The sequence below is a fragment of the Tychonema sp. LEGE 07196 genome, from assembly GCF_963890365.1.
In the GTDB taxonomy this organism is placed as follows: domain Bacteria; phylum Cyanobacteriota; class Cyanobacteriia; order Cyanobacteriales; family Microcoleaceae; genus Microcoleus.
Genome location: NZ_CAWPRX010000202.1, coordinates 1 through 23,372 on the forward strand (window position 1 = coordinate 1; position 23,372 = coordinate 23,372).

At 44.1% G+C, this 23,372-nt stretch carries 21 protein-coding genes and 1 pseudogene; 14 read left to right on the plus strand and 8 right to left on the minus strand.

The genetic code is table 11. From position 1 onward, the window contains the following. From AACV78_RS24290 to AACV78_RS24320, 7 genes and pseudogenes are all read left to right on the plus strand, one after another. The coding region (locus tag AACV78_RS24290) for a cation:proton antiporter (protein WP_194074266.1) at nucleotides 1–818 on the plus strand (818 nt) is incomplete at its 5' end. A gap of 1,034 nt (nucleotides 819–1,852) precedes the next feature. After that, complete coding sequence (locus AACV78_RS24295) at nucleotides 1,853–2,914, plus strand: sodium-dependent bicarbonate transport family permease (protein WP_194012964.1); 1,062 nt, start codon at nucleotides 1,853–1,855, stop codon at nucleotides 2,912–2,914. Nucleotides 2,915–3,043: 129 nt separating this feature from the next. After that, nucleotides 3,044–3,376, plus strand: coding sequence for a P-II family nitrogen regulator (locus AACV78_RS24300; protein ID WP_194012965.1), 333 nt, complete (start codon nucleotides 3,044–3,046; stop codon nucleotides 3,374–3,376). 952 nt (nucleotides 3,377–4,328) lie between these two features. Continuing rightward, nucleotides 4,329–5,942: a mechanosensitive ion channel family protein gene (locus AACV78_RS24305; protein WP_194012966.1), complete on the plus strand. Its 1,614-nt coding sequence runs from the start codon at nucleotides 4,329–4,331 to the stop codon at nucleotides 5,940–5,942. A 198-nt stretch (nucleotides 5,943–6,140) separates the two neighbouring features. Continuing rightward, nucleotides 6,141–7,207 (plus strand): annotated as a pseudogene (locus AACV78_RS24310) (ISKra4 family transposase). 97 nt (nucleotides 7,208–7,304) lie between these two features. Further along, complete coding sequence (locus tag AACV78_RS24315) at nucleotides 7,305–8,390, plus strand: mechanosensitive ion channel family protein (RefSeq protein ID WP_194010998.1); 1,086 nt, start codon at nucleotides 7,305–7,307, stop codon at nucleotides 8,388–8,390. 7 nt (nucleotides 8,391–8,397) lie between these two features. Next, nucleotides 8,398–10,050 (plus strand): mechanosensitive ion channel family protein, encoded by a 1,653-nt coding sequence (locus AACV78_RS24320; protein WP_228041993.1) that lies wholly within the window; start codon nucleotides 8,398–8,400, stop codon nucleotides 10,048–10,050. Here AACV78_RS24320 and AACV78_RS24325 read toward each other — a convergent pair. Then, on the minus strand, nucleotides 10,043–10,465 hold the full coding sequence (locus AACV78_RS24325; RefSeq protein ID WP_194011001.1) for a C6orf136 family protein: 423 nt from the start codon (nucleotides 10,463–10,465) through the stop codon (nucleotides 10,043–10,045). The two genes, AACV78_RS24320 and AACV78_RS24325, sit on opposite strands and share 8 nt — an antisense overlap. A gap of 189 nt (nucleotides 10,466–10,654) precedes the next feature. On the opposite strand from AACV78_RS24325, the gene AACV78_RS24330 reads away from it, so the two are divergent. Further along, entirely contained in the window at nucleotides 10,655–11,092 is a 438-nt protein-coding gene (locus tag AACV78_RS24330) for a hypothetical protein (protein WP_228041994.1), read from the plus strand. Between the two features lie 110 nt (nucleotides 11,093–11,202). Here the strand turns inward: AACV78_RS24330 and AACV78_RS24335 are convergent, their stop codons facing one another. The 6 genes from AACV78_RS24335 to AACV78_RS24360 form a co-directional block, all read right to left on the minus strand. Continuing rightward, the gene (locus AACV78_RS24335) at nucleotides 11,203–12,558 is read right to left on the minus strand and encodes a histidinol-phosphate transaminase (protein WP_228041995.1); all 1,356 of its coding nucleotides are present in this window, start codon (nucleotides 12,556–12,558) and stop codon (nucleotides 11,203–11,205) included. A gap of 318 nt (nucleotides 12,559–12,876) precedes the next feature. Further along, nucleotides 12,877–13,596, minus strand: a complete 720-nt coding sequence (locus AACV78_RS24340; protein WP_194010994.1) for an ROK family protein — start codon at nucleotides 13,594–13,596, stop codon at nucleotides 12,877–12,879. 162 nt (nucleotides 13,597–13,758) lie between these two features. Continuing rightward, a complete protein-coding gene (locus tag AACV78_RS24345) occupies nucleotides 13,759–14,457 on the minus strand; it encodes a YqiA/YcfP family alpha/beta fold hydrolase (protein ID WP_194010993.1) in 699 nt (232 codons plus the stop codon). Between the two features lie 615 nt (nucleotides 14,458–15,072). Then, nucleotides 15,073–15,561, minus strand: coding sequence for a Spy/CpxP family protein refolding chaperone (locus AACV78_RS24350; RefSeq protein WP_194010992.1), 489 nt, complete (start codon nucleotides 15,559–15,561; stop codon nucleotides 15,073–15,075). A 19-nt stretch (nucleotides 15,562–15,580) separates the two neighbouring features. Beyond that, nucleotides 15,581–16,015, minus strand: a complete 435-nt coding sequence (locus tag AACV78_RS24355) for a hypothetical protein (RefSeq protein ID WP_194010991.1) — start codon at nucleotides 16,013–16,015, stop codon at nucleotides 15,581–15,583. Continuing rightward, a complete protein-coding gene (locus AACV78_RS24360) occupies nucleotides 16,012–16,602 on the minus strand; it encodes a sigma-70 family RNA polymerase sigma factor (RefSeq protein WP_194011000.1) in 591 nt (196 codons plus the stop codon). The genes AACV78_RS24355 and AACV78_RS24360 overlap by 4 nt, the downstream gene beginning before the upstream one ends. Nucleotides 16,603–16,655: 53 nt before the next feature. Here AACV78_RS24360 and AACV78_RS24365 point away from each other — a divergent pair, with 53 nt between their 5' ends. After that, entirely contained in the window at nucleotides 16,656–16,802 is a 147-nt protein-coding gene (locus tag AACV78_RS24365; protein ID WP_194010990.1) for a hypothetical protein, read from the plus strand. Nucleotides 16,803–16,942: 140 nt separating this feature from the next. Here AACV78_RS24365 and gor read toward each other — a convergent pair whose 3' ends face one another. Beyond that, nucleotides 16,943–18,286 (minus strand): glutathione-disulfide reductase, encoded by a 1,344-nt coding sequence (gene gor / locus AACV78_RS24370; RefSeq protein WP_194010989.1) that lies wholly within the window; start codon nucleotides 18,284–18,286, stop codon nucleotides 16,943–16,945. Nucleotides 18,287–18,773: 487 nt separating this feature from the next. Here gor and AACV78_RS24375 point away from each other — a divergent pair, with 487 nt between their 5' ends. The 5 genes from AACV78_RS24375 (at nucleotide 18,774) to AACV78_RS24395 (ending at nucleotide 23,212) form a co-directional block, all read left to right on the plus strand. Then, complete coding sequence (locus tag AACV78_RS24375; protein ID WP_228041996.1) at nucleotides 18,774–19,700, plus strand: NACHT domain-containing protein; 927 nt, start codon at nucleotides 18,774–18,776, stop codon at nucleotides 19,698–19,700. Between the two features lie 51 nt (nucleotides 19,701–19,751). Beyond that, nucleotides 19,752–22,079, plus strand: coding sequence for a HEAT repeat domain-containing protein (locus AACV78_RS24380; protein WP_228041997.1), 2,328 nt, complete (start codon nucleotides 19,752–19,754; stop codon nucleotides 22,077–22,079). A 27-nt stretch (nucleotides 22,080–22,106) separates the two neighbouring features. Beyond that, nucleotides 22,107–22,361, plus strand: coding sequence for a hypothetical protein (locus AACV78_RS24385; protein ID WP_194010988.1), 255 nt, complete (start codon nucleotides 22,107–22,109; stop codon nucleotides 22,359–22,361). Nucleotides 22,362–22,368: 7 nt separating this feature from the next. Next, the gene (locus tag AACV78_RS24390; RefSeq protein ID WP_194010987.1) at nucleotides 22,369–22,812 is read left to right on the plus strand and encodes an HNH endonuclease; all 444 of its coding nucleotides are present in this window, start codon (nucleotides 22,369–22,371) and stop codon (nucleotides 22,810–22,812) included. A gap of 61 nt (nucleotides 22,813–22,873) precedes the next feature. After that, on the plus strand, nucleotides 22,874–23,212 hold the full coding sequence (locus tag AACV78_RS24395; RefSeq protein ID WP_194010986.1) for a hypothetical protein: 339 nt from the start codon (nucleotides 22,874–22,876) through the stop codon (nucleotides 23,210–23,212). The last annotated feature ends 160 nt before the right edge of the window (nucleotides 23,213–23,372 follow it).

Here is a 23,372-nt window from a genome sequence, read left to right on the forward strand (position 1 = left end):
GTTCGGGGGTGATTGGGGTGGTCACGACGGGGCTAATTTTGGGCAATTTTGGTTCTCGCATCGGGATGAATCCTCGCACTCGGATTATTGTGAGTGAGTTTTGGGAATTTTTAGCTTTTTTTGTAAATTCGATTGTGTTTTTGCTGATTGGCGATCAGATTCGGTTTGGGAGTTTGGGCGAAAATTTGGATGCGATCGCGGTGACGATTGTGGCGGTGATTGTAACGCGGGCGATCGCCATTTACGGACTGGGAAGTCTCAGCAACCGTTTTGCCGCATCCGCCATTCCGCTGCAGGAGCAAACGGTGCTGTGGTGGGGAGGGCTGCGGGGTGCGGTGTCGGTGGCTTTGGCTTTGAGCGTACCTGAAGGTTTACCGGGCCGGGAGGTGGTGATTGCGACGGTTTTTGGGACGGTGTTGTTTACTTTATTGGTGCAGGGACTGACTATTCAGCCTGTTCTGCAAAAACTGGATCTGCTGGGGGATGGGCCGATGCGCGGGGAGTATTTGGAGGCGATCGCCCGTCGGGCCGCTTTGGGTAGGGTGTTGCAACGGTTGGCTGAGATGGAGGATCGGCCGGGGGTCGATCGGGAGTTTTATGAGTATCAAGAATCCCTGGTTAAGGGGGAGTTAATGAGGATTGAGGCGGAGGTCGATCGGCTTCAAGATGAATATCCCGATCTCAGCACGTTTATTGCTGAGCAAATTCGAGGTGAGTTGCTGGCGATCGAGGCTGACACCTATGCTGAGTTTGTGCGATCGGGTCGCTTAAATCAAGAACTGTCTCTCTTTTTGGGAGTTGAGAATATAGGGGAGTAACTATAGCCTTTCTCGCACCATTTGTGAGTTTCTTACTCCCTCCCCTCAATAAGGGGATGGTTGGAGTGGGGTAAAAAACTTTACTACTGGTGCAAGGATCGCTATATAGCAATCCTAAATCATATCATTTCCGGTTACACTCCTTATGATGTTGACTGTTGACTGTTGACTGTTGGCGGTACGACTCGATTTTATTATTCCGATGCAACCGGAAACGATATGAGGTGCGAATTTCAAAGGTGGTACCCGCCACGCGATCGATCCACCGAATCAATCGGGAGCATCTGGAATCCTCAAGCCCCCGAATTTATCCGTGGGGTCGCCTCCAAAATCTCAAAATCTCAAATCTAAAATCGAATCACATCCACCCATCGCTAAAACGAGGGATTCCTAAGACTCACAACTTAGGTTTCTGTTTCCTTCCCTAAGCGAGTTGGTAGTTGTCTGAGAGAATGTATTGTCAATATATATACGATCGCACTTTAAACACAACTCTAATTTATATTTCGTATAGGAAATTCAAATATAACTTGCGTGGTGAAGGTGTTACCTTCCTAAACCTCTAACCCACATTGCGCAGGTCTTAACATTAATAGTTGGAAATTTTTATACAAAGAATAGCTGTAATCCTTTCTAGGCAAGCATTTTGACAATATATATAAATATGAACATTTGTTAACAAGTGTTTATGCGTTATCAATAATAGCTGTTAATTATCGATAATATTTTGAGGTTAAATTCCTAGGATGACGTTTTCTCCTAAAAATACTTTTGACCTGTTAAGAAGCGCGGAATGTGGCTCTAATCATAGTATTATCATCTGGAAGGAAGCGATCTCATTTGTTAAAGTCAATGGAACTTTTAACTCTATTGCCCACAAAGTTCCTATCCGACCATGACAAGGCAGTAATCTCCTAACCCCATAAAAGGCAATTGTTGCCTCGTGGATTCTGTGGAAGCCAGCTACCCAGAATTCGAGGTTTTGCTTGCCTGCCGTCCTGACCCCTAAGTTCCGATCGAGGAGAAATTACAACGTGGATTTTTTGTCCGAATTCTTGACGCGCTTCATAGCGCAATTACAGTCCCCGACACTCGGTTTTCTAATTGGTGGCATGATAGTTGCCTCCCTCGGTAGCCAACTAGCAATTCCAGATCCGGTCTATCAGTTCATCGTCTTCATGCTGCTGATGAAAGTCGGCCTGACCGGTGGCCAGGCGATCCGCAACTCCAATCCAGCGGAGATACTGTTGCCCGCGTTGTTCGCCGTGGCAATAGGGATCCTTATCGTGTTCATCGGGCGCTACACGTTGGCAAAGCTGCCGAACGTCAAAGTCGTGGATGCCATTGCGACCGCAGGGTTGTTCGGTGCCGTGAGTGGCTCTACCCTCGCCGCCGCCCTGACGCTACTGGAAGAGCAAAGCATCCCATACGAGCCCTGGGCCGCCGCACTCTATCCATTCATGGACATCCCAGCCCTCGTGACTGCGATCGTCTTGGCCAGCGTTTATACCAGAAAGCAGGAGTCTCTCATCAACAGGGAACGCACGATCGCAGGCTATGCCCCCAGCGAGCAGCTCGATACCGCAGACCATCGGGTCAAGATCTGGCCCATCGTGAAGGAAAGTCTCCAGGGTTCTGCCCTAACGGCACTGCTGCTCGGCCTGGCTCTAGGCCTGCTAACCCAGCCGGCAAGTGTCTATAAAACCTTCTACGATCCCCTCTTCCGCGGCCTGCTTTCGGTACTGATGCTGATCATGGGTATGGAGGCCGCCGCAAGGCTTGCCGAGCTCCGCAAGGTGGCCCAGTGGTTCGCCGTATATGCCTTTGTGGCACCGCTGCTGCATGGGTTCATCGCCTTCGGTCTCGGCTGGATTGCCCACGTCACCACGGGATTCAGCCCTGGCGGCGTTGTGATTCTGGCCGTCATCGCCGCCTCTAGTTCAGACATCTCAGGGCCGCCCACTTTGCGAGCCGGTATCCCGTCGGCCAATCCCTCCGCCTACATCGGCGCGTCCACAGCCGTCGGCACGCCGGTTGCCATTGCCTTGGGAATACCGATCTACATCGGGCTTGCCCAGGCGCTGATGGGCAACTGATCTCAGACGGGTCGCGGTCTGTCGGCGACCCACGCGGCAGCTATAATATCAGGGCGATAGCACGCGGTGCTGCCGTTTTCCTGAGTTTCTATATAGTTCAATCAATACACACATCAAGAGGTAACCCACATGGCTAAGCCAGCAAGCAAGCTTGTCATCGTCACGGAAAAGTTGTTGCTCAAAAAGATCGGTAAGATCATCGACGATGCCGGGGCGACCGGTTATACGGTGGTGGACGCTGGAGGTAAAGGCAGTCGCAACGTGCGCTCGTCGGGACATCCCACCGTTTCCGATACCTACTCGAATATAAAGTTCGAGGTGCTCACCGACAGTCGGGATATGGCCGTGAAGATTGCGGATGAGGTCGCAGCGAAGTTTTTCGCCGATTATTCGGGCCTCGCCTATATCTGTAACGCGGAGGTACTGAGCGCGCACAAGTTCTGTGGGCCAGAGGGCTGTTGAATCGAAATACGATCGCCAAAGCAAATCTCACTGAACCGCCTATTCAACCTAGGTTTTAGCCATTCTGAACCGATTGAACCAGTAACCGAAGATTGGGACGGTACAGGCGATATCTTTCCCGCTCTGACCGCTGGGCTGGTTCAGGGCATCCGGTCGGGGTTGTCTAACAATCAGATAATTACTGAGCTGCTACAGACTCCTAAAGGCGGCTCTAAAAAATATAGGCATTGTGAGTCAGAAACATGATGATTAGAGAAAAAAAATTCTGTGATTGTGTCCAAATAAAATAAGTTTTTGAACCACTGGCAACGGTGGTTTTTTATTGAAATCAACCCCAAAGTAAAGGCACATCATAGAGTGGGAATTTGCCATCCTTGGAAATCACTGTTAACCCTTCACAGAAAGCCTGAAAATTTAACATTTTGTCAAAAGGGTCTTGATGCTGATTTGGTAAAATACTGAGGTTAAAAATATGAGCAGCGCAACACCATATCGGGTTAATGTCACTTCGATGTGGTTCTGAATATCGGTTAATAGTTCCAACAGGCGATCGCCTAACTGATTAACATCAAACGTTTTCTTTAACATTTCACTCTAACCTAAACATTCAATCGCCCTCGCTCGAATCTAGCACAAAGACAATTCTCGATTGAGGGGCGATCGCCTCTAGCATCTGAAGCTTTGTTTAAGAGTGTTAAGGAATGTTCAGCATAAATAAATCAGCAGCGTCAGCATTAAGTTTGATGAGAGTTCAAACAGTTATAATGCAAAAAGAACGTAAATATCAAGAACCAAGATGTCCTTGCAGTGTATGCTTTGGAAGCACTAGCGCGCCGTTTCTCGCTTAGATGCTTGCATTTAATGGGTTCGATCTGCCAATGTCCAGTTTGTAATCTATTAGAAGCACAGCGATCGCCCGATATTAGCAGTCATGTTGTGAAATTGGTAAAATATGTTAAATCGCCGGAAATCTTCATTTGTTCGTTACCAAATACTGGGAATCATCACAGCCTTAGCGCTGAGCTTAGTTTTACAGGCTGTACCCGTTCAAGCAGCGAGGACGGCGACATCTGTTGTGGTAGATGGTCGTCCAATTTTTAGCGTCAGCGATGCTGACTCATTGACGGGCGCCGAACGAGCCGATTTGCTCAATTTGCGACTCAAACAAATTGAGCAATCTCAAGAAACCGTTCGAGTCACAACAGAAGTTCGCGATCGGTACCCCACCATTCTGGTTAATGGCAAATACTTGCTGACAGTCACTCAATCCGATGTGCAAGAAAATCGCACGCCCGCCGAACAAGCTAATTTTTGGGCCCAACAACTCCGTCAAGCTTTGCAGCAAGCTCAAAATGAAAAAAGCGACGGATTCATGAAAAATATGCTGGTGCTGGCAGCGGCGACTGTCGGGCTGGCGATCGCCCTCAACAAAGCATTGGGATGGCTGTGGCGATTGGCCCGACAAGCTGCAATCCAGCGATTTGTCGAACCGTCAAACGAAGAAGTTGGAGTTAACGATTCGCCCAAAGCTCTGAACTTATTATTTAACTTAACTCTGTTTTTCGCAAGGGCTGCGCTTTGGATTGTCACCGCCCTTTACATTACCAATCTGTTTCCGGTAACTCGGATTTGGAGTTACACCCTAACCAGCAGTTTAGTCAGCACTTTCACATCTAAAGCCCTGTCTGTAGGACGCAACAATTACTCAGTCACCGATCTGCTAATTCTAGCTGCTCTAATCCTGGGATGGGTTGTCCTTAGCGGCGTTATTTCTAAATTATTTAAACTGCGAATTTTAGAAGTCACCCGCATCAGTCGAGGCAGTCAAGAAGCCGTTGCTGTTATCGCCAAATATTTGCTGGTTGTTGTAGGAACGATCGTTCTCATGCAAATATGGGGAATTGACCTGAGTTCTCTAACAATTATCTTTAGTGCATTAGGAGTTGGTATCGGTTTTGGATTTCAGGATATCGCTAAAAACTTTGGTAGCGGTCTCATTTTGCTCTTTGAACGTCCGATTCGGGTAGGCGACTTTGTGAATGTCGGTAAAATTGAAGGCACTGTGATCCGTATTGGCGCTCGCAGTACAGTGCTTCGCAACCTAGATCAAGTTTCGATTATTTTACCCAATTCCCGTTTCTTAGAGGATGATGTAACTAACTGGAACTATGAGAATTCTGTGTCGCGAATCAGAATTCCAGTTGGTGTTGCCTACGGCTGTGATATCAATCAAGTTAAGGAGGCATTGCTAAAAGCTGGTAGGGGACATTCTGATGTCTTGAAGACTCCAGAACCGATTGTTTTTTTCTTGGGTTTTGGTGAGAGTTCCTTGAATTTTGAGCTGCGGGTTTGGATTGTTGAACCCATCGCACAGTATCGCGTCAAGAGTGATTTATTTTTCCGTATTGAAGAACTGTTTCGAGAGCGCGAAATCGAAATTCCGTTTCCTCAACGAGATTTGCACGTGCGATCTGGGAGCATTCCTTTGGCTTTGTCACCGGAACTAGAGGCAACCTTACGCAAAACTTTACTCAAGTCGGAAAATAACTCAGTTGCCCCTAAATAACTTAAACTAAATTCTTCCTGCTTGCTTCTTTTTTCTTCCTAATGACTAATGACTAATGACTAGGTTCGCGAGTTTTTAAGCTCGCACTAATGACGACTGTCAATTGTCAACGGGTGCATCTCACTTTGGCGAGTATGCCCAAAAAGGGTTAAAATGAAAAAGCTAGTAAAATTGCCAAATAAAGATGAGGTAAAGAAAATGACACCCTCAGACCAAGAACAGCTAAAAGCCTACTTAAAAGCGGCCGCAGAAATTCTTTACAAAAATACAGATCCAACCGAGTTAAAAAGTTTTGACAGTATCGAAAAATCTCTTCGTCAAAAAATGTTAGAAGAAGTTGGTCCAGAACTAGGTAGCTTTTTTTTTCAGCAGCATCAGGAATTGAAACAGGAAAACCCCGAAAAATAAAATCAATAGTCGGTTCGCTCGAAATTACAGATAATCAGGCGAAATATTTTGGATTGAAAGCTTAGAGTCAATTCAGTCCACTGATGGAAAAATGCTGTCTTTTAATCAGTGCCAACGAATCTTATCAAATGGCAGAAAAAGATTTAGAGATTTTCACTGGTATCAAAATCTCTCACAGTACATTACATAGATTAGTCAAGGGACAAGAATTTGAAGTACCTATATCTAAACAAGGAGTCCAAGAAATTACATTAGATGGCGGAAAAGTCAGACTACGCAACGAATCTAAAGGCGAAGGGTGTTACTGGAAAGACTATAAAGCCGTTTGTTTCGATAATGTTTATTCGGGAGCATTATTTCAAAATAATCAAGATTTAATTGATTGGACTAACAGCCAAAAATTGCTACATCCTATGTATTGTTTGGGAGATGGTCATGCCGGAATTTGGAAGATATTTCAAGAAATCGGAGATGTCGAACAAAGACAAGAAATTTTAGATTGGTATCATCTAAAAGAAAATCTTTACAAGATAGGAGGCTCACTAAAACGTTTAAAGCTAGCAGAAAATATGTTGTGGCAAGGCAAAATAGATGAAGTCATTAATCTATTTAAAGAAATGAAAAAAAAAGCAGTTAAAACATTTTGTAACTATTTAGAAACCCATCGTTGTCGAATAGTCAACTACCAATACTATAAAGAAGAATCCATAAGTTCGATTGGTTCTGGAACAGTTGAATCAATTATTAAACGAATTGGATTCAGGGTCAAAATATCAGGAGCGCAATGGAATATTGAGAGTGTTCCCTCTATCCTTTCTCTTCGCTGTGCTTACCTCAACGGTCAACTTTCAATTTGATGTATTTGCCAAAGTGAGATGCACCCATTGTCAACTGTCAACTATTTATTATAATACAGTTGGTTTGATCGTGACAACAACCATTAATGTGCTATTTATGTTCACACAACTGCCTTTAAATTATGCCGATCGTTTTTTGCAAGTTATCCTAATTTTTCTAGCTGGAGGAATTGGGGGATTAGCTGGACTGGTAGTGTTCCCAACCTTGAGATTGATATTAGCTTTATTTGCACCAAGCTTATTGAAAAAGAATTATATTGGTGTATTGCTTGCCTCTCAAAATCTAATTTTAATTTTATTAACTCTGTCGGCGATGGAAGTCATGTTAGTTTTAATTCCTCACACTAAATGGCTAAAATTGATGGAGTTTGGTTTGAGTGCGGGCATCACTTGCTCTGCCGGTTGGCTAGTGTCAAGTTTATTTCGAGAAGTTTTTAATAGCACAATTTTAGGCGCAACCTTTGACTCCAACCCGAAAGTAAGAGGCGAGTCTATCTTTTTAATTCGCTATCTGGGAGACTTTGCGATCGCTGTAATAATAATTTTAGTCTTTTGCATTAGCCATAATATCAATGTTGGAGGCATACTTGCTAGCTTGGGGATTGGAGGTGTTGCTATTGCCTTTGCTGCTCAGAAGACGTTAGAACAATTTTTAGGAGGAATTGTATTAACTCTCGATCGTCCTTTTCAAGTTGGAGACTATATTGGTTTATCCGACGGCCCTATGGGAAAACAAGGCACTTTCGGACGAGTCGAAAGTATTGGTTTAAGGTCAACAAAAATTCGTACCTCTGGTAAAGGTACCCTCACAGTTATTCCTAATAATTCGCTGACAGAAGTTACCATAGAGAACTATACCAGCGCCAAGAAAGTCATGTCGATTATGATGCTAGAGTTTCCCGAACAGGTATCTGCTCAGGATGAAGCACTAATCCGTCAAACTGTGATGGAAAGCACGATGGACATTTTTGGTTTAGACTGGCGCAGCACGGAGGTTTCCTTCAGTAACAACCAAGCCCAAATTTCTTTTTTCATTTTGGGTTCTAATGAATTATCTATGGACTTGAGGCGGCAATTGCTGGATCTAGCTACCCAACAAATTACCAAACAACTCCCAAAACATAATATTTCTTTCACCATTAACCAACCAACGATTTATGTGGATGCTCCAATTCCTATTTAAACGACCAATGAAGCTGATATTCTTATTTGTAATGGCTTTGGTTTTGGCGACTTTTCCGATGAGTTTTGCTCTAAGTGTTGACGGTCCTCATTCTCCTGTAGTAGTTGATGGCATTCCGCTGTTTTATTTACAACCTGTAGATCGATCTTCAGCATTAGATCGTACCGAATTTGCCAATAAATTACTGGCTGATGCGATTTCTAATGAGAAAGTCATAAATTTTGATGTGCGTAACGATCCTAATACAAGCGCTACTTCAATTTCTTTAAACAAGAATTACTTGTTGACAGTTACCGCTAACGATGTGTTACCAAACTTTTCTTTATCTCAACAAGCTAAACAATGGGAAGATATTCTAGAAAGGGCAGTCGCCAAGGCTAAAAAAGAACGAACTTCACAATACATTGTGGAGAGAAGTTTGTGGGTTTTAATTGGCATAGGAATTATTATAGTATTGCGGTTTTTATTGGTAATTGTCGCCAAAATAGCTAAGTGGGAAACTGGTGGTTTTACCAAGGTTTTTTTTAGTTTTGCCTGGTTAGCGATTGTCCTAGTGTGTGCGGAATGGTTCCCGGTATTGCGAAGTATTCGTTATCAGATTTTTTCCCCATTTTCTCAGCCCCAGTGGCTGATATTTTTGGGAGCATTAGGAAGCTCTTTTGTATTTAGCCACTACGCTCCAGCCTTATTGAGATTTGCCATCAAAAAGCTAGATCTGCATTCAACAGAAAATGTTTACCTGGCACTTATTCAACCAAGCGAAATTCTCGTACAATTTTCAGTCCTCTCTATTTGTATCAGTTGGTCTCTGAGCTTGCTAGAAACATTAGCACCAGTTGTGTATGAGCTGCTAAAACCGATTGCTAATTTATTTGTAGTTGGCTGTCTCTATTGGTTATCTACAAAAGTTACTAGCCGCTACCTGCGTACCTATGGATTCAAGTTTGGGGGAAAATTTAATCCCAGTAGCGATGATGCAATTTTAGTATTTGAAACTGTGTTGAATGTCTTTATCTTTATTGTAGCACTGGTGACATTTGCCCGCAGCGTAAACTTTGACTTGATTGGTTTGGTTGCTAGTTTGGGATTGGTTGGTTTAGCCGTCGCCTTTGCAGCCCAAAAAATTCTAGAACAACTGATTGCTACTCTAGTATTGTATTTAGATCGCCCTTTTGTCACTGGTGACTATATCCGTCTACCGGCTGGAGAGTTGGGGAAAGTAGAAAGTATTGGCTTGCGATCGACAAAAATTCGTTCTCTCGGTACGGGTACAATTATTGTGATGCCCAATTCTATATTAGTCAGTGTAGAAATTGAAAACGTTACTCTTGCCAAAAAAATTATGGTGTTACTGTATATGGATTTTGCAAGTGCTTTAGGAGAACGAGAATATGCTCTAGTGCAGCAAGCTATCATGGAAAAAATTGTTTTCCTATCAGGAATTGATCCTAACAGCACAAATATTGCTCTCGCCGATGGTTCGGGAAAAAGATTAAGGGTTAGTTTGGCAATTTTAGGCTCTCAGGATAATGCGGTTGAGGTGCGTAAACGCCTACTAGAGTTAGCAAGCGTTCAAATTGCTAAATCTCTTGCAGTCCACGGTATTGTGTTTACGATGGAAAATCCTACGGTTTACGTGCAGTCCCCTGCTACTATTTGAGTAAAACTGTTCCCTTGCCCAAAAACTGCTTTAAAATTTCTCCGGGTTTTCTGTCCCAAGTGTCGATATGTTGGTAAATCAAGCCGTCCTCATCCATTTTGTAGGTAGAGTAGCCGTTAAAGAAAATTTGAGCTTTCCAGGGTACGCGCAGCGTCCCGCGCACAGTCCAATTTGCCACAATAGTATCAGGGGCTGTCTGACTTACGTCGTGGAGGTCGAAGTAAATCTCGTTAAAAAATAGCTGCCCGTGAAATCGCAAAGTCCAAAAGATAATGCGGTAGTTGATTTTTCCTTTAAATTTGTTGACGGGATCTTGAAAATAGATGGCTTTTGTGTATATGTCGTAGGAGATGTCTTTCTCAAACAGCGTCGGGAGATCCGCTTTCAGGGTATCTACTACTTGTTTTACCTGCATTTGATATTCGATCGCGCTCAAGCTACCACCTTGTGACAGTATTAATTTATAAGTTTAAATGAATAATCTCGATCGCTCGACGATCGCAGATTTGAGATTTCATCCAGCTCTGATTTTAAGTCTAACGCTATTGTCCGCATCTGCCTTTGTGCAGACCCGGACTTGCGACATCGAAACCTTGGCACAGATTTGACTGAGTACACCAACCCCTCTGAAATTCTCGCAGAAATCAACAACGGCCAACTGTTGATGGTAGATTGCCGTCGCCGGAACGGTCTAATTTTGATTAAACGCTTTCACGCAGAGTTTGCCGGGCCGGGGGCTGCGGTTGGCGGTGCTTTTGATGTTGACTCTGTGCGGGCGATTCCGGTGGGGGATTTTTGTTTGGTTTGTCCTCAATCCCCCGAAGAAAAACAGAAAGCTTTTGAAATTCGGCGACATTGGGTGCGGTTAACGGAACAGTTAACTGCCAAGCCGGTAGCTTTGGAACGGGCACAAATGATTGTAACTCAGTTTGAACAATATTTTGATGGGGAAACAGTGGCACAAATTCCCGATGAAGCTTTGGCACTTTTAGTAGGCGTATTTCCCCAAACTATTCGCGCGGCCAGGCAAATCGATCGTTAAAAATGCCATATATTTTATTAGGCAAAATAACCGCGATAACTTCGCAGCATCGGATTTTGGTTTTCAGGAAAGGATAAAAAACTGGCATTCCGATGCTGCAAACTAATTTATCAAGTCAAAATCGCACCAATTCGATCGACTGTGCGCTGATTTTCCTCGGGACTTCCTACCGTAATTCGCAAACCTCCGCCGGTGTGCCGAATCAAAGTACCTCTAGCTTTTAGCTGCTGCATGATTTGTTGCTGTTCCTGTTCTGCCGATTTACCCTCACCGGCTTTCACCCGCAGGTAAACAAAGTTTGCCGCACTGGGCCAAACTTGCAATTTTGGGTGCTGAGTTAGCGCTGCAATTAATTTGGCTCTTTCGGCTATAATTTCGGGAACTACTGCTAGCAGTAGCTGTCGCTGGGCTAGGGCGAATTCGGCTGCGGTTTGCGATAAACTGGGGAGGTTGTAGGGTAGGCGGATTTTTTCTAAGGCGGCTGTGAATTCGGGATGGGCGATCGCATATCCGACTCTCATTGATGCTAGTCGAAATGCTTTGGAAAATGTTCGCAAAATTACCCAGTTCGGGTGTTGGTGCAATCTGTCTGCTAAGGTATTTTGGCTGAATTCAAAATAAGCTTCGTCAATTACTACTAAAATATCGGGCGGTAATGTTTCTAACCAATCCACCTCATCTGGTGTCAAAGCATTGGCTGTGGGGGAATTGGGATGGACGACAAAGACGGCGCGCACGGGGGGATTTTGATTTTGGGCGTTAGCGCAGCCCGCCCCTACGGGGGCTACGCCAACGGAGAGGATCGCTCTTTTAGCCGCCTCGATATCTATTTCAAAATTATCCTCTTTTCGCGCAACACTGACAGCGGGAATACCGAGGGTTTGCGCGATAATGCCATACATCGAAAAGGTGGGATTGGCGACTAAAATTGAGCCTTGGCCACCCAGACAGGTTGCAATTAAGAGCGATCTAATTAGTTCGTCGGAACCGTTTCCGACAGAGATATTGTCGGCTGTAATGGCATTTTTGGGCGGTGTAACCCCCCCTAGCCCCCCCTGGTTAAGGGGGGGGACATTTATGAGATCCCCCTGGTTAAGGGGGGGGACATTTATGAGATCCCCCTGGTTAAGGGGGGGGACATTTATGAGATCCCCCTGGTTAAGGGGGGGGACATTTATGAGAGCATTCTGGTTAAGGGGGGGGACATTTAGGGATTCGTTGACGTATTGGGCGATCGCCTCTTTGAGTGCTGCGTGGCCTCCGTCGGGATAGCGATTTGTTTCAATTAACTGCTGGTAATTCCAAGCTAGCTTTTGTTTTAATTCTTCTGGTAAGTCGTAGGGGCATTCGTTGGTGTCTAGGCGATCGATTACAATTTCCGAATGCGCTGATTCTGTTGATGCGCCACCCGGATGGGGAGTGTAGGCGGTAAGTTCGGCTAAGTCTTGGCGGATAAAAGGCAGCATAGTATGATTTTAGCTCTGAGATTGTAGATGGTCTAATTACGATTTAGTTTTACACTATTAGGGTTATTAGTCATTAATCTCTAATATCTAGTTGGTGAATTATTCATTCTAACAAATAACTGATGACTAATGACTAATAGACCTCTTGCAAAAAAATATATGTTATAATTAAAGGTTTTGAGTTTTAGACCCCAGAGCTAACTCATAATTGTAAAGTGCTGATATAACCTGCAATCTGCTCCACTTAAGCCAAACCCTTTACTATAGCATAAAATTATTTTGCAAGAGGTATAATAATTAATGACCAATGACTAATGACTAATGATTATTTAAATCGCGCCACAAAGCGATCCCGCCCAACAAACCGCTGACATTCGGTACTATTTTAGCCTGCGGCGGTAAATCAAAAGCAATTTTTTTTGTATTGCCGCCACCGATGTAAAGCCGATCGCAGTTAAACAGATTTTGCAGACATACCAGCGCTTTTTCCAGACGGCGATTCCATCTTTTGGTGCCGACTGCATCTAATGCCGATCGCCCTAATTGCTGTTCGTAAGTTTCCCCTTTGCGAAACGGGTGATGTCCTAACTCTAGATTTGGCACCAAAATACCATCGACAAATAAGGAAGAACCGAAACCGGTGCCGAGGGTAATTACTAATTCTACGCCCGTCCCAGCGATCGATCCCAATCCTTGAATGTCGGCATCATTCGCCACTCGCACAGGTTTTCCCAAACGGTCTTTGAGGGTAGTTGCTAGGTCAAAATCGACCCAAGACGGATCTAAATTTACTGCGGTTTTGGTGATTCCGCGACAAACTACGCCGGGAAAACCGACGGATACTCGGTCAAATTCTCCTTGTCCGCTGGCTAAAGAGGCGATCGCCTCTAGTACGGGTTCGGGTTTCGGCGGTTGAGGCGTTTCTAAACGGCTGCGTTCCGTCTGAGGTTCACCTTCAGCGTTCAAAACCATAACTTTGATGCCGCTTCCGCCAATGTCAACGGCTAAGGTGCGAGTCGATGAATCTTGTTCAGTCATTTGATTGTTGACACTTGCAAGTTGGTAAGTCGATTTGAAATTGAAGAATTTTAGATTTTCGATTAACTCTCCCATTAAATCTGAGAGTTTGAAAAAAAGTCTAAAATGTTATGTTCGATAATTGGGGATTGTCGGAAACTTGTACCAATTTTTTGGTGAAGTCTAAGTTGAATGGGGAAATTGGCAAAACTTTTGAATCGCTTCCCAAATTTCCGTTAGGACATTTCCCAAAGAATGATCGTCTTCTAATTCGATTAATTGCACCCAGGGACGGTGCTCGGAAAAATTTCTGCTAGCTTGAATCGGTATGATTGTATCATGCTTCCCGTGAACAATTAACGTAGGGACTGGTCGCATTAATTTTTCGTCAGGGTATTGAGACATTTCTGCCACAAACTGATAATTCAGCGGCAGATTGCGCTGTTCGCCGTAGTGATAAACTGGTAAATACTCCTCAGACTGCCACTTTTCTAACTGTTGCTGTCCCAGCAGCGGCAGCCAGTGAGAGAGAAATTGAAAAGCCGGTGCCAACAAAACTATTCGTTTTACCGATAATTCTCGCTGGGCCAACCAAGCCGCTGTCAAGCCGCCAAAACTTGACCCAATGATTGTAACTTCCCCTAAATCTTTTACATTTTCTGCCGGAGATGGGGAGGATTGGGTTGGCAAAAATTCTGTTTCTATTTGGTTTAATTGGCGGGTGAGGGTGAGACTGGAAAAATCGTTTTGATTGAGATCGGGAGTTTTTAGGTCAATTCCTAGGGAAGAAAAGCGATTTTGGAAATATTTAGCCTTAGCTGAATCTGGACTTGAAGCAAATCCGTGTAAATAAATGTAAGTTGAATTATTCTGTATATTCATTCCGAAATTTTGATGAGATTTACTAACTAATTTAGTCCCGGACGGATTATTTGATTAAAAATCGTTTCCTTTCCCCAAACAACTGCATCTAAACCTTTAATATAATATCCGATAGATTGACCGCAATAAGTAACGATCGCGCGTGCGGACTTTACCGCAATCCCGGAGCGGAAACCAGGACGCACTACGAACCGTTTTTGTTATGGTAGTCGATCGGACATGATATAATCCCGGTCAAAATCTGATTTATGTGGTATTAATGCGATCGCGAACTGTAATTATTGTAACTTCAATCAGTAAGGTGTGCAGTGCATACCTTACAACTTGATTGTAGGGTAAACACTGCACACCTTGCCAATATAACTAGCGGGTAAAATTACTTTTTGCAGTTTGACTGAGTTCTAGTGGCTGACAGTTAACTCTCCTGTGCTTCAGGCGCAGGCTACAAATTGATTCTTGAGTAGCGCGCACCAGAAATACTAGAATATCGACTCAAAACTACTTGTATGTTATACCCATTTCATAAAGTAGCGCTAGATATTAACCCCCCCCAACCCCCCCGCGAGTTCGGGGGGGCTAAGACTTCATCTATACCACATCTTTAGAAAAATGGTATTACTGCGGTTTTTGGCTGTTTTGCCTCCGGTTTTTAGCAGATTCCCTGCGCTGCTGCATCAGTTGAGATAGTTGGCTGCGCTGTTCGGGCGTGAGCACTTCTCGCATTCCTAGCATACTTTCAAATTGCGCTTCTTCTAACTGCTGTCTCAATCCCATGATTTGGCGGTTTTTATCGCGCATTTGGCTGGCATTTGCTGTCGCACTAGACATCATTGTTTCCAATTCTTGTCTGGCTTGGCGGACGGCTTGCATTCGCTGGGAAACTTGGTCTTTGTAGCGATCGCGCACAGCCTGCATTTTCTGCTTTTGATCGGCGCTTAAATTGAGTTGCTCGAACAGCCCGCCTTTCTTGCCAGCGGGTCGATTGGGACGCTGATTTTGGGCAATTGTTTCGGCTTGGGCGGGGGCAGAAACGGCTGTCGCAGCGGCTGTAGTGCCGAGGGTTAACATTAAAACTGCTAGGGCAGAAATGCGGCGAATAGACATGAAAATTACCTCTTTGAGATTAGTTATTTTTTGGTTGTTCGCTGTCAGGAGTAACAGCGTAATTAAACAAGTCAGTTGGCGAGCGTTCCAGCAAGTTTTCCGCTGGAGGCTCCTTCAATACAGCCTCCCAGTTATTGACAAGAAATGCTTCTAGGTGTGCCGCCTCATCCTTCTGATGTTGTGCGGTAACTAGGACGCGATAACCTGACCCAAAAACTAGCAGACTTGCAGCGATCGCAGTAGGAAAAGCCCATTTGGGAAAACGAAGGATTTTTGACTTTTTAGTGGCCTCGATCGATCGCGCTTCTCCTAGGTGATTTAACTCTACCGTCGCCTCATTTCTATCTATTGCTGCTAAAAGTTTTAGCTCAAAATCTGGGGCAGATTCAGGAACATTTGGGCGATGTTGCTTTAAAAAATTAACTAATTTTTTGTCACTATTTCCGTCCTTCATAGTTCGTGAACTCCCTGTTTTTGCAAAAATTGCCGCATAGCATTTCTGGCATAAAACACGCGAGATTTGACAGTCCCTGATGGCAGTCCCAAAATTTGGGATACTTCTTTTTGCGGGATATCTTCTAGGTCGTGCAACACCAAAACGCTGCGGTGTTCAAAGCTCAATTGATCCAGGCCGCGCTGCACTAAATCTTGATAGTGTAACTGCATCAAGTCGGATGTGTGATTGTTTACAATAACTCGCTCCATTGTTTCTTGATTTTTGAGCTTGGAGTCAAAAGAATGCTGTTTAGCAAATGCTTGTCTTTGGTCGGAAGCCACATTCCAAGTGATTCGATAAAGCCAAGTAGAAAAATTGTCTTGTTGTTTGAGTTTTGGCAATCCTTTCCATACCCGCAGGAATACTTCTTGTGCTAGATCGTCAAGAAGTGACGGGCCGCAGAGTTGGTAAAGGGTTGACCTGACTTTGTGTTGGTAGCGTTTGTAAAGGTAGCGAAAGCAAGTGCGATCGCCCTTTAGACACTCAGCAACTAAGTCCGAGTCGGAACAGTCATCGTTTAAAACATTGGCTGACACACCTAACACCTGTGAAGTCTCCCCCACCAGTTCGTTATCTGAAGTGTTTAGACAGGAGAGGTGTGAAAAAGGTTCAAATTATTGAAGAAGGAAGTACGTCCGCTTCTTTTGTAGCGGATGTAGCGGATGTAACGGATGTAACGGATGTAAGTCCGTCGGAAGAAGGGAAAACCAACTACCGCATGGGTTTAACTGATTTGACTGGTTAAGAGGCTCTGCCGGGGAACCTATATCTAGAGGCTCTGCCTCGCTGGGGAAAGAGGAGGCTCTTCCTCGCCCCAGAAGCGTTACCAGGAAGAGCCTGGTAACGAGTAATACGAGTAATTTGCGGGCTGTCCCGATTTAAGATTTACCGCAGAGTCACAAACTCTTCAGCAGTCGATGGATGAATGCCGATCGTCGCGTCGAAGTCTTTCTTCGTAGCTCCCATATTAACCGCGATCGCCATTCCTTGAATAATCTCGCCCGCGTCTTTCCCCACCATGTGTACGCCCAAAACTTTGTCAGTATTAGTCTCAACAACTAACTTGACAAAAGTCTTTTCGTCTGCACCTGTCAAAGAATAAAACATCGGTCGAAACTTGGCTGTGTAGCACTTAATTGATTCGGGAAACTTTGCTCTAGCCTGCTCTTCATTTAAGCCGACTGTAGCCGCTTCCGGCTGGGAAAATACGGCTGAGGCCACATTTTCGTAACTAATTGCTCTGGGATTGTTGCCAAATTCAGTATCGGCAAAAGCGCGTCCTTCGGCGATCGCAATTGGCGTTAAATTAATCCGGTTGGTGCAATCTCCGACGGCAAAAATGTGCGGTTGACTGGTGCGGCTGTCTTTGGTAACTGCGATCGCACCTTTATCGGTTTCTACTCCCGCATTTTCCAAACCCAATTTTTCCAAATTGGGCGATCGTCCAGTAGCACACAAAAGCGCATCAACTGTCAAGGTTTCTTCCGATTCTCCCGACAAAGTTAATTTTAAGCCTTCCGGGGTTTTTTCAATTTGGGCGATCGAGCTTCCAGTCACAAAATTGATCCCGTGCTTAACCATTCCTTCCTGCACGTTAGTGCGAATTTCTCCATCAAATTCATTCAAAATTAAATCACGCCGGATGATTTGAGTTACTTGACTTCCTAAACCGTTCATAATGCAGGCAAATTCAACGCCGATGTAACCTCCTCCCCAAATTGCCAACCGTTTCGGCTGCTCTTTGATCAAGAAGATTTCGCGGGAAGTAATGGCGTGTTCGATACCAGGAATGTCCACCCTGTGAGCTTCGCCACCGACTGCAATTAAGATTTTAGCAGCCGTGTATTTTTTATCGCCAACTTCGACGGTGTGGGCGTCGATAAATTTGGCGTATCCTGAGATTAATTCCACTCCAGCTTTTTCAAGGAAGCTGATGTGCAGTTTGCTCAGCCGCCGCACTTCTGTGTCTACGCTGGTGACGAGTTTTTCCCAATCGAAACTGCTTTCTACTGGACTCCAACCGTAGCCCACCGCATCTTCGTAAAGGTGCGAAAATGTAGAGGCGTAAACCATCAGTTTTTTGGGGACGCAGCCGCGAATTACGCAGGTGCCGCCTACTAAGTCATTTTCGGCGATCGCCACCTTCGCCCCGTAGGATGCCGCGCGCTTGGAACTCGCCAATCCGCCGGAACCTGCACCTATCACAAACAAGTCGTAGTCGTATGTCATAATTGTCGCTAGTTTCCTATCTTTATTTGACGATTTTTGCGCTTTACTTTTTTTCATGATATCTCAAAAATTTTTCATTTTTTTTGGGGTCAACTACTTTACTTCTTGCCCTTGACATGGTATTATTAGATAATAGAAATTTGTGCATTAATTTTAAAATTGCCACCATCACCATTATTAAAGTATAGCACAAGCAAATCGCTAAAACTATATAAAAATGTAACTATTTTTGGGCGGTCGTTGAAGGAATGGCTAATTGTAGCTGAAGTCTCGCTCCCCCTCGCATCCCCCTTAAGAAGGGAGAATTCGATCGGAATCTTGTCCGCCCTTTTTCAAGGGGTGATCTGGGATAATTGCAGCGACAGAAGACTGATACTATCCTAACCTATCGAGGTAACGGGAGAGATTGCCCGTACAGTTTTTTGAGCTTCACAAATCCTTGATAATTGCTATATTATAAACATAAATTTATTTTTAGGCTAGCTTTATGATTGATTGGCTTTTGCTGTGGGGAGTAACTCAAGGAGTCGGCATTATCGTTAAACCCATCTTAGAAGATTTAGTCAAAGACGGCGCGAAGGATTTTGCTAAAGATTTTTTTAAAGATTCCCTAAAAAATGTCTTATTTGGCGAAAAAGACCCCCGACAAGTCGCTGCGGGTAAAGCGCTGAAAAAGTTTTTGGAGTTAGTACAACAGCAGTTGAAAATCAGCGGACGTTCCCCCGAACAGATTAAGCTGTATATTAAAGATGTTAAAAAGTTTATCAGCAACAAGTCAGTTAAGGAAATTTTGGGTAAGGGCTTTGAGAGCGATCGCGAATCCCTTGATGCAGAACTTCTCGAACAAACCTGGAGTCAACTAGATTTAGCTGCTTTACCCGCCAGATTTAAGTGGCAAACCATCGCCAATCAGTATCTCGCCGAAGTTCAAGAAATTCTGTTTGACTCAAAAGATTTGCGGGATATCTTGAATGCTCAAAATCTTGATAGCATTCAGAAAAACACTCAAGAAATTGCTGGGATTATCCCCGATTTTGATTTGAGACAATATCAAGAGGCTTTGTGCGAACGTTACAGCAATCTGGATTTAAGCAGCGTCGATACCAATACCTACGATTATCGGGAAAAGCTGAAAGTTTGGCAAATCTTTATTTTCCAAGATGTGCGCTTAATTTACGAGTCATTTCGGCCGCAAGCTTACGAAATTCCCAAGGAACATCAAAGGCGGTTGCAAGATTGCGCTCAATTAAAGGCGATCGCACTTGAAAATTTAGAGAAATATCGGCGCGGTTATTTTTCGCAGGCGATCGTATCTGTGTTAGATGTCATCAATGACAAGTCAAATTATCCCTACATTGTGATTTTAGGCGATCCGGGTTCGGGTAAATCTACTCTGTTACAATATTTAGCATGAACCTGGGCGCGATCGCCCTTAAATAGCGTCACATCTCTCCCGATTCCGCTGTTGATAGAATTGCGGATTTACATTCGCAGCGGGGAATCAGGACATTGCCAGAACTTCCTCGAATTTTTCCATCAAAGTCCCGGTTCAATTTGTCACTTAAATCAGCATCAATTGCAGGAAAAGCTGAAAGCCGGCGACGCTGTGGTGATGTTCGACGGATTAGATGAAATTTTCGATTCGGGGAAACGAGAAGATGTAATTACCGCGATTCATCGGTTTACCAACGAGTATCCGCGCGTGCGAGTGATTGTCACCTCTCGGATTATTGGCTACAAGCCTAAACGGTTGCAAGATGCGGAGTTCCATCACTTTATCCTGCAAGACTTGAATCCGGCACAGATTCAGGATTTTGTGCACCGCTGGCATGAGTTGACTTTTACGGATGCTAGGGAAAAAGTGCGAATTTGCGATCGTATGAAAAGAGCGCTAGAGTATTCATCAACAATTCGAGATTTAGCGGGAAATCCGTTATTGTTGACGATTATGGCGATTTTGAATCGCAGTCAAGAATTGCCGAGAGACAGGGCGGAACTTTACAATCAAGCTTCGCGGATATTGCTGTATCAATGGGATGTGGAAAGGTCATTAGTAGAGGATAGCAGGCTCGATCCAAAAACGATTGATGCTAAAGACAAGCAAGAAATGCTGCGGCGAGTTGCTTGGAAAATGCAAGCAGCACCTGAAGGGTTGGCTGGTAATATTATTAGTGCCGAAGATTTGGAGGATATTCTGACAGCATATCTGAAGAATAAAGATTTTGACCAACCGAGAAACCGGGCAAAGTTGATCGTTAATCAACTGCGAACCCGCAATTTTATTTTATGTGATTTGGGTGCGGACAGTTACGGATTTATACACCGCAGTTTTTTGGAATATTTCTGTGCGTCGCAAGTGGTGAATAGGGTTCAGGCTTTAGAACTTTCGCTGGATGAATTGAAAGCAGAAGTTTTTGGCCCGCACTGGGATGATGAATCTTGGCAGGAAGTTTTGTGTTTGATTGCGGGATTGATTGCTGGCAAGCTTACAGGGGAAGTGATTCAATTTTTGATTGAGCAAGATGGGGAAGTCCAAAAGTTTACCAACCTGTTTTTGGCCGCGAAGTGTTTGGATGAGGTGAGGGATAGAAAGGTGATTGCTGCTGTTGATAGTCAATTGCTGGAGCGATTAAAAGAGTTAACGAAGTACGATCTCAATTACTCTTATGAACCTTATGGAGAAGAGGCAGATTTAGTTGAAAAAATTCGCACTCAAGCAGTAAGTGCGATCGCTTTTACTTGGAAAGAAGACCCAGAAACCTTACCTTGGTTCAAACAACTGGCTCAATCTGACGATGATTCGGCTGTGCGACGTGCAGCAGTCCAAGAATTAGCACGGGGGTGGAAAGATGACCCGGAAACCTTAACTATACTCAACGAAATAGCTGAACATGATGATAATTTGGGTATGCAAGTTACAGCAGTTCAAGAATTATTACGGGGGTGGAAAATAGACTTTAAAATTTTATCTTGGCTCAAAGATGTGGTTCGATTTAATGATGATCCGAATCAGCGTTCTTCAGCAGTCCAAGAATTAGCACGGGGGTGCAAAGATGACCCGGGAACCTTACCTTGGCTAAAAACAATGGCTCAATCTTACGATGATTGGAATGTGCAAAAAAAAGCATTTCAAGAGCTAGTAAGGGGGTGGAAACATAAACCGGAAATCTTACCTTGGTTCAAACAAATTACTCAATCTAATAATTATTCTGATGTGCGTTCTTCAGCAGTCGAAGAATTAGCACGGGGGTGGAAACATGACCCAGAAACCTTACCTTGGCTAAAACAACTGGCTCAATCTAACGATGATTCGATTGTGCGACGTGCAGCAGTCGAAGAATTAGCACGGAGGTGGAAAGATGACCCAAAAACCTTACCTTGGCTAAAACAACTGGCTCAATCTGATGATGGTTTGATTGTGCGACGTGCAGCAGTAGAAGAATTAGCACGGGGCTGGACAGATGACCCGGAAACCTTACCTTGGCTAAAACAACGCGCTCAATCTGACGATGATTGGGATGTGCGCTCTTCAGCAGTAGAAGAATTAGCACGGAGGTGGAAAGATGACCCGGAAACATTTGAATTATTGTGTGACATTGCTATCAATCATCCTTGTGAACGCATGTTCGACTTCCAAGATAATCCCAGAAAAATAGCACTTGAAATCATGTTTAAGCAATATCCCGATCGCCCGAAAACATTAGAAATACTTCGCGATCGATTTGCCAACGATCCAGATGAACAAGTCCGCGAATTTGCTGAGAAACAATTGGCAAAATTAGACAAGCTGTGATATAAACAAAAAAAAGAGAAACAAGTTATGACTGTAGCCACTAAAATCCCCCAAGCTTATGCAGAAATAGTTGAGTTTTTTGCTGCAGGCGCTACTCCCGAAAGCATTCTCAACTTTCAACTATCCGAAGAAGCAAAAGAGCATATCGCCGACCTAATTTACTCACACAACAACCAAGATTTGACCACCGATGAAAAAACCGAATTAGACAACTTTCTAGTTATAGAACATCTGTTGACTCTCATCAAAGCAGTCGCTCACAAACACGTCGTCAAAGAGTAAGTTTTTTATGCCTCGTCCTTACATTAGCGTCGAACTTAGGCGTTTAGTTGCTCTCCGTGCCGATCGCATTTGCGAATACTGCCTCATTGCAGAGACAAACAGAGCATCAGGCTGTCAAGTTGACCACATCATCAGCGTCAAACATGGTGGAGAAACAACAGCCGATAACCTCGCCTATGCTTGTATTTTCTGCAACTTACAGAAAGGAACAGATTTAGGCTCAATTGTTTGGCGGACTGGAGAATTGGTGCGTTTTTTCAACCCGCGCAGAGATTTTTGGGGAGAACATTTTCGCTTAGATGAAGCTGCAATTCAACCAAGAACAGATATTGAAGAAGTGACAGCAAGAATTCTAGAATTTAATCATAATGAGCGGATTAGAGAGCGACAAATTTTGATAGAAGTTGGTGTATATCCGTCACCAGCCGCGCAACAACGGATGACTCAGTAACTCAATAAATATCACCCAATCTAGTATAATTAAGATCGGATAGTTCTCGGAGACAACCACTATGCAAGTCACGAACGAACAAATTATTTATCCATCCAGCGACGGCCAACCAATAGCAGATAGTACAACTCAATTTGATTTAATGGTCAAAATTCAAGAAGGTTGCGAGTCGCTGTTTAAAAAAGATCCAAACGTATTTGTAGCAGCAGATTTACTGTGGTATCCGGTTGAGGGAAGAAATGACATCTTTCAAGCACCGGATTTAGAATTGGTTGAACAGATAGAATTAAACCGTCAGCGCAGACAACAAGCAGCTCAAAGAGCCGAACAAGAATCTCAAAGAGCCGAACGTTTAGCAGCAAAACTGCGCGAATTGAACATCGATCCCGATCGCATTTAAGCCACAAATTGTTTAATTTAGGACTTATTCATTAAGACCAAAGAAACCGGGTTTTTAGCGTTTTTGCGGGCTATAACCAATTATTTTCGTCAAAAAACCCGGTTTCTGGCCCGCCCCTGCGTAAGTCCTATAAGCGTCCAAACATCGCCCTTCCACCCGC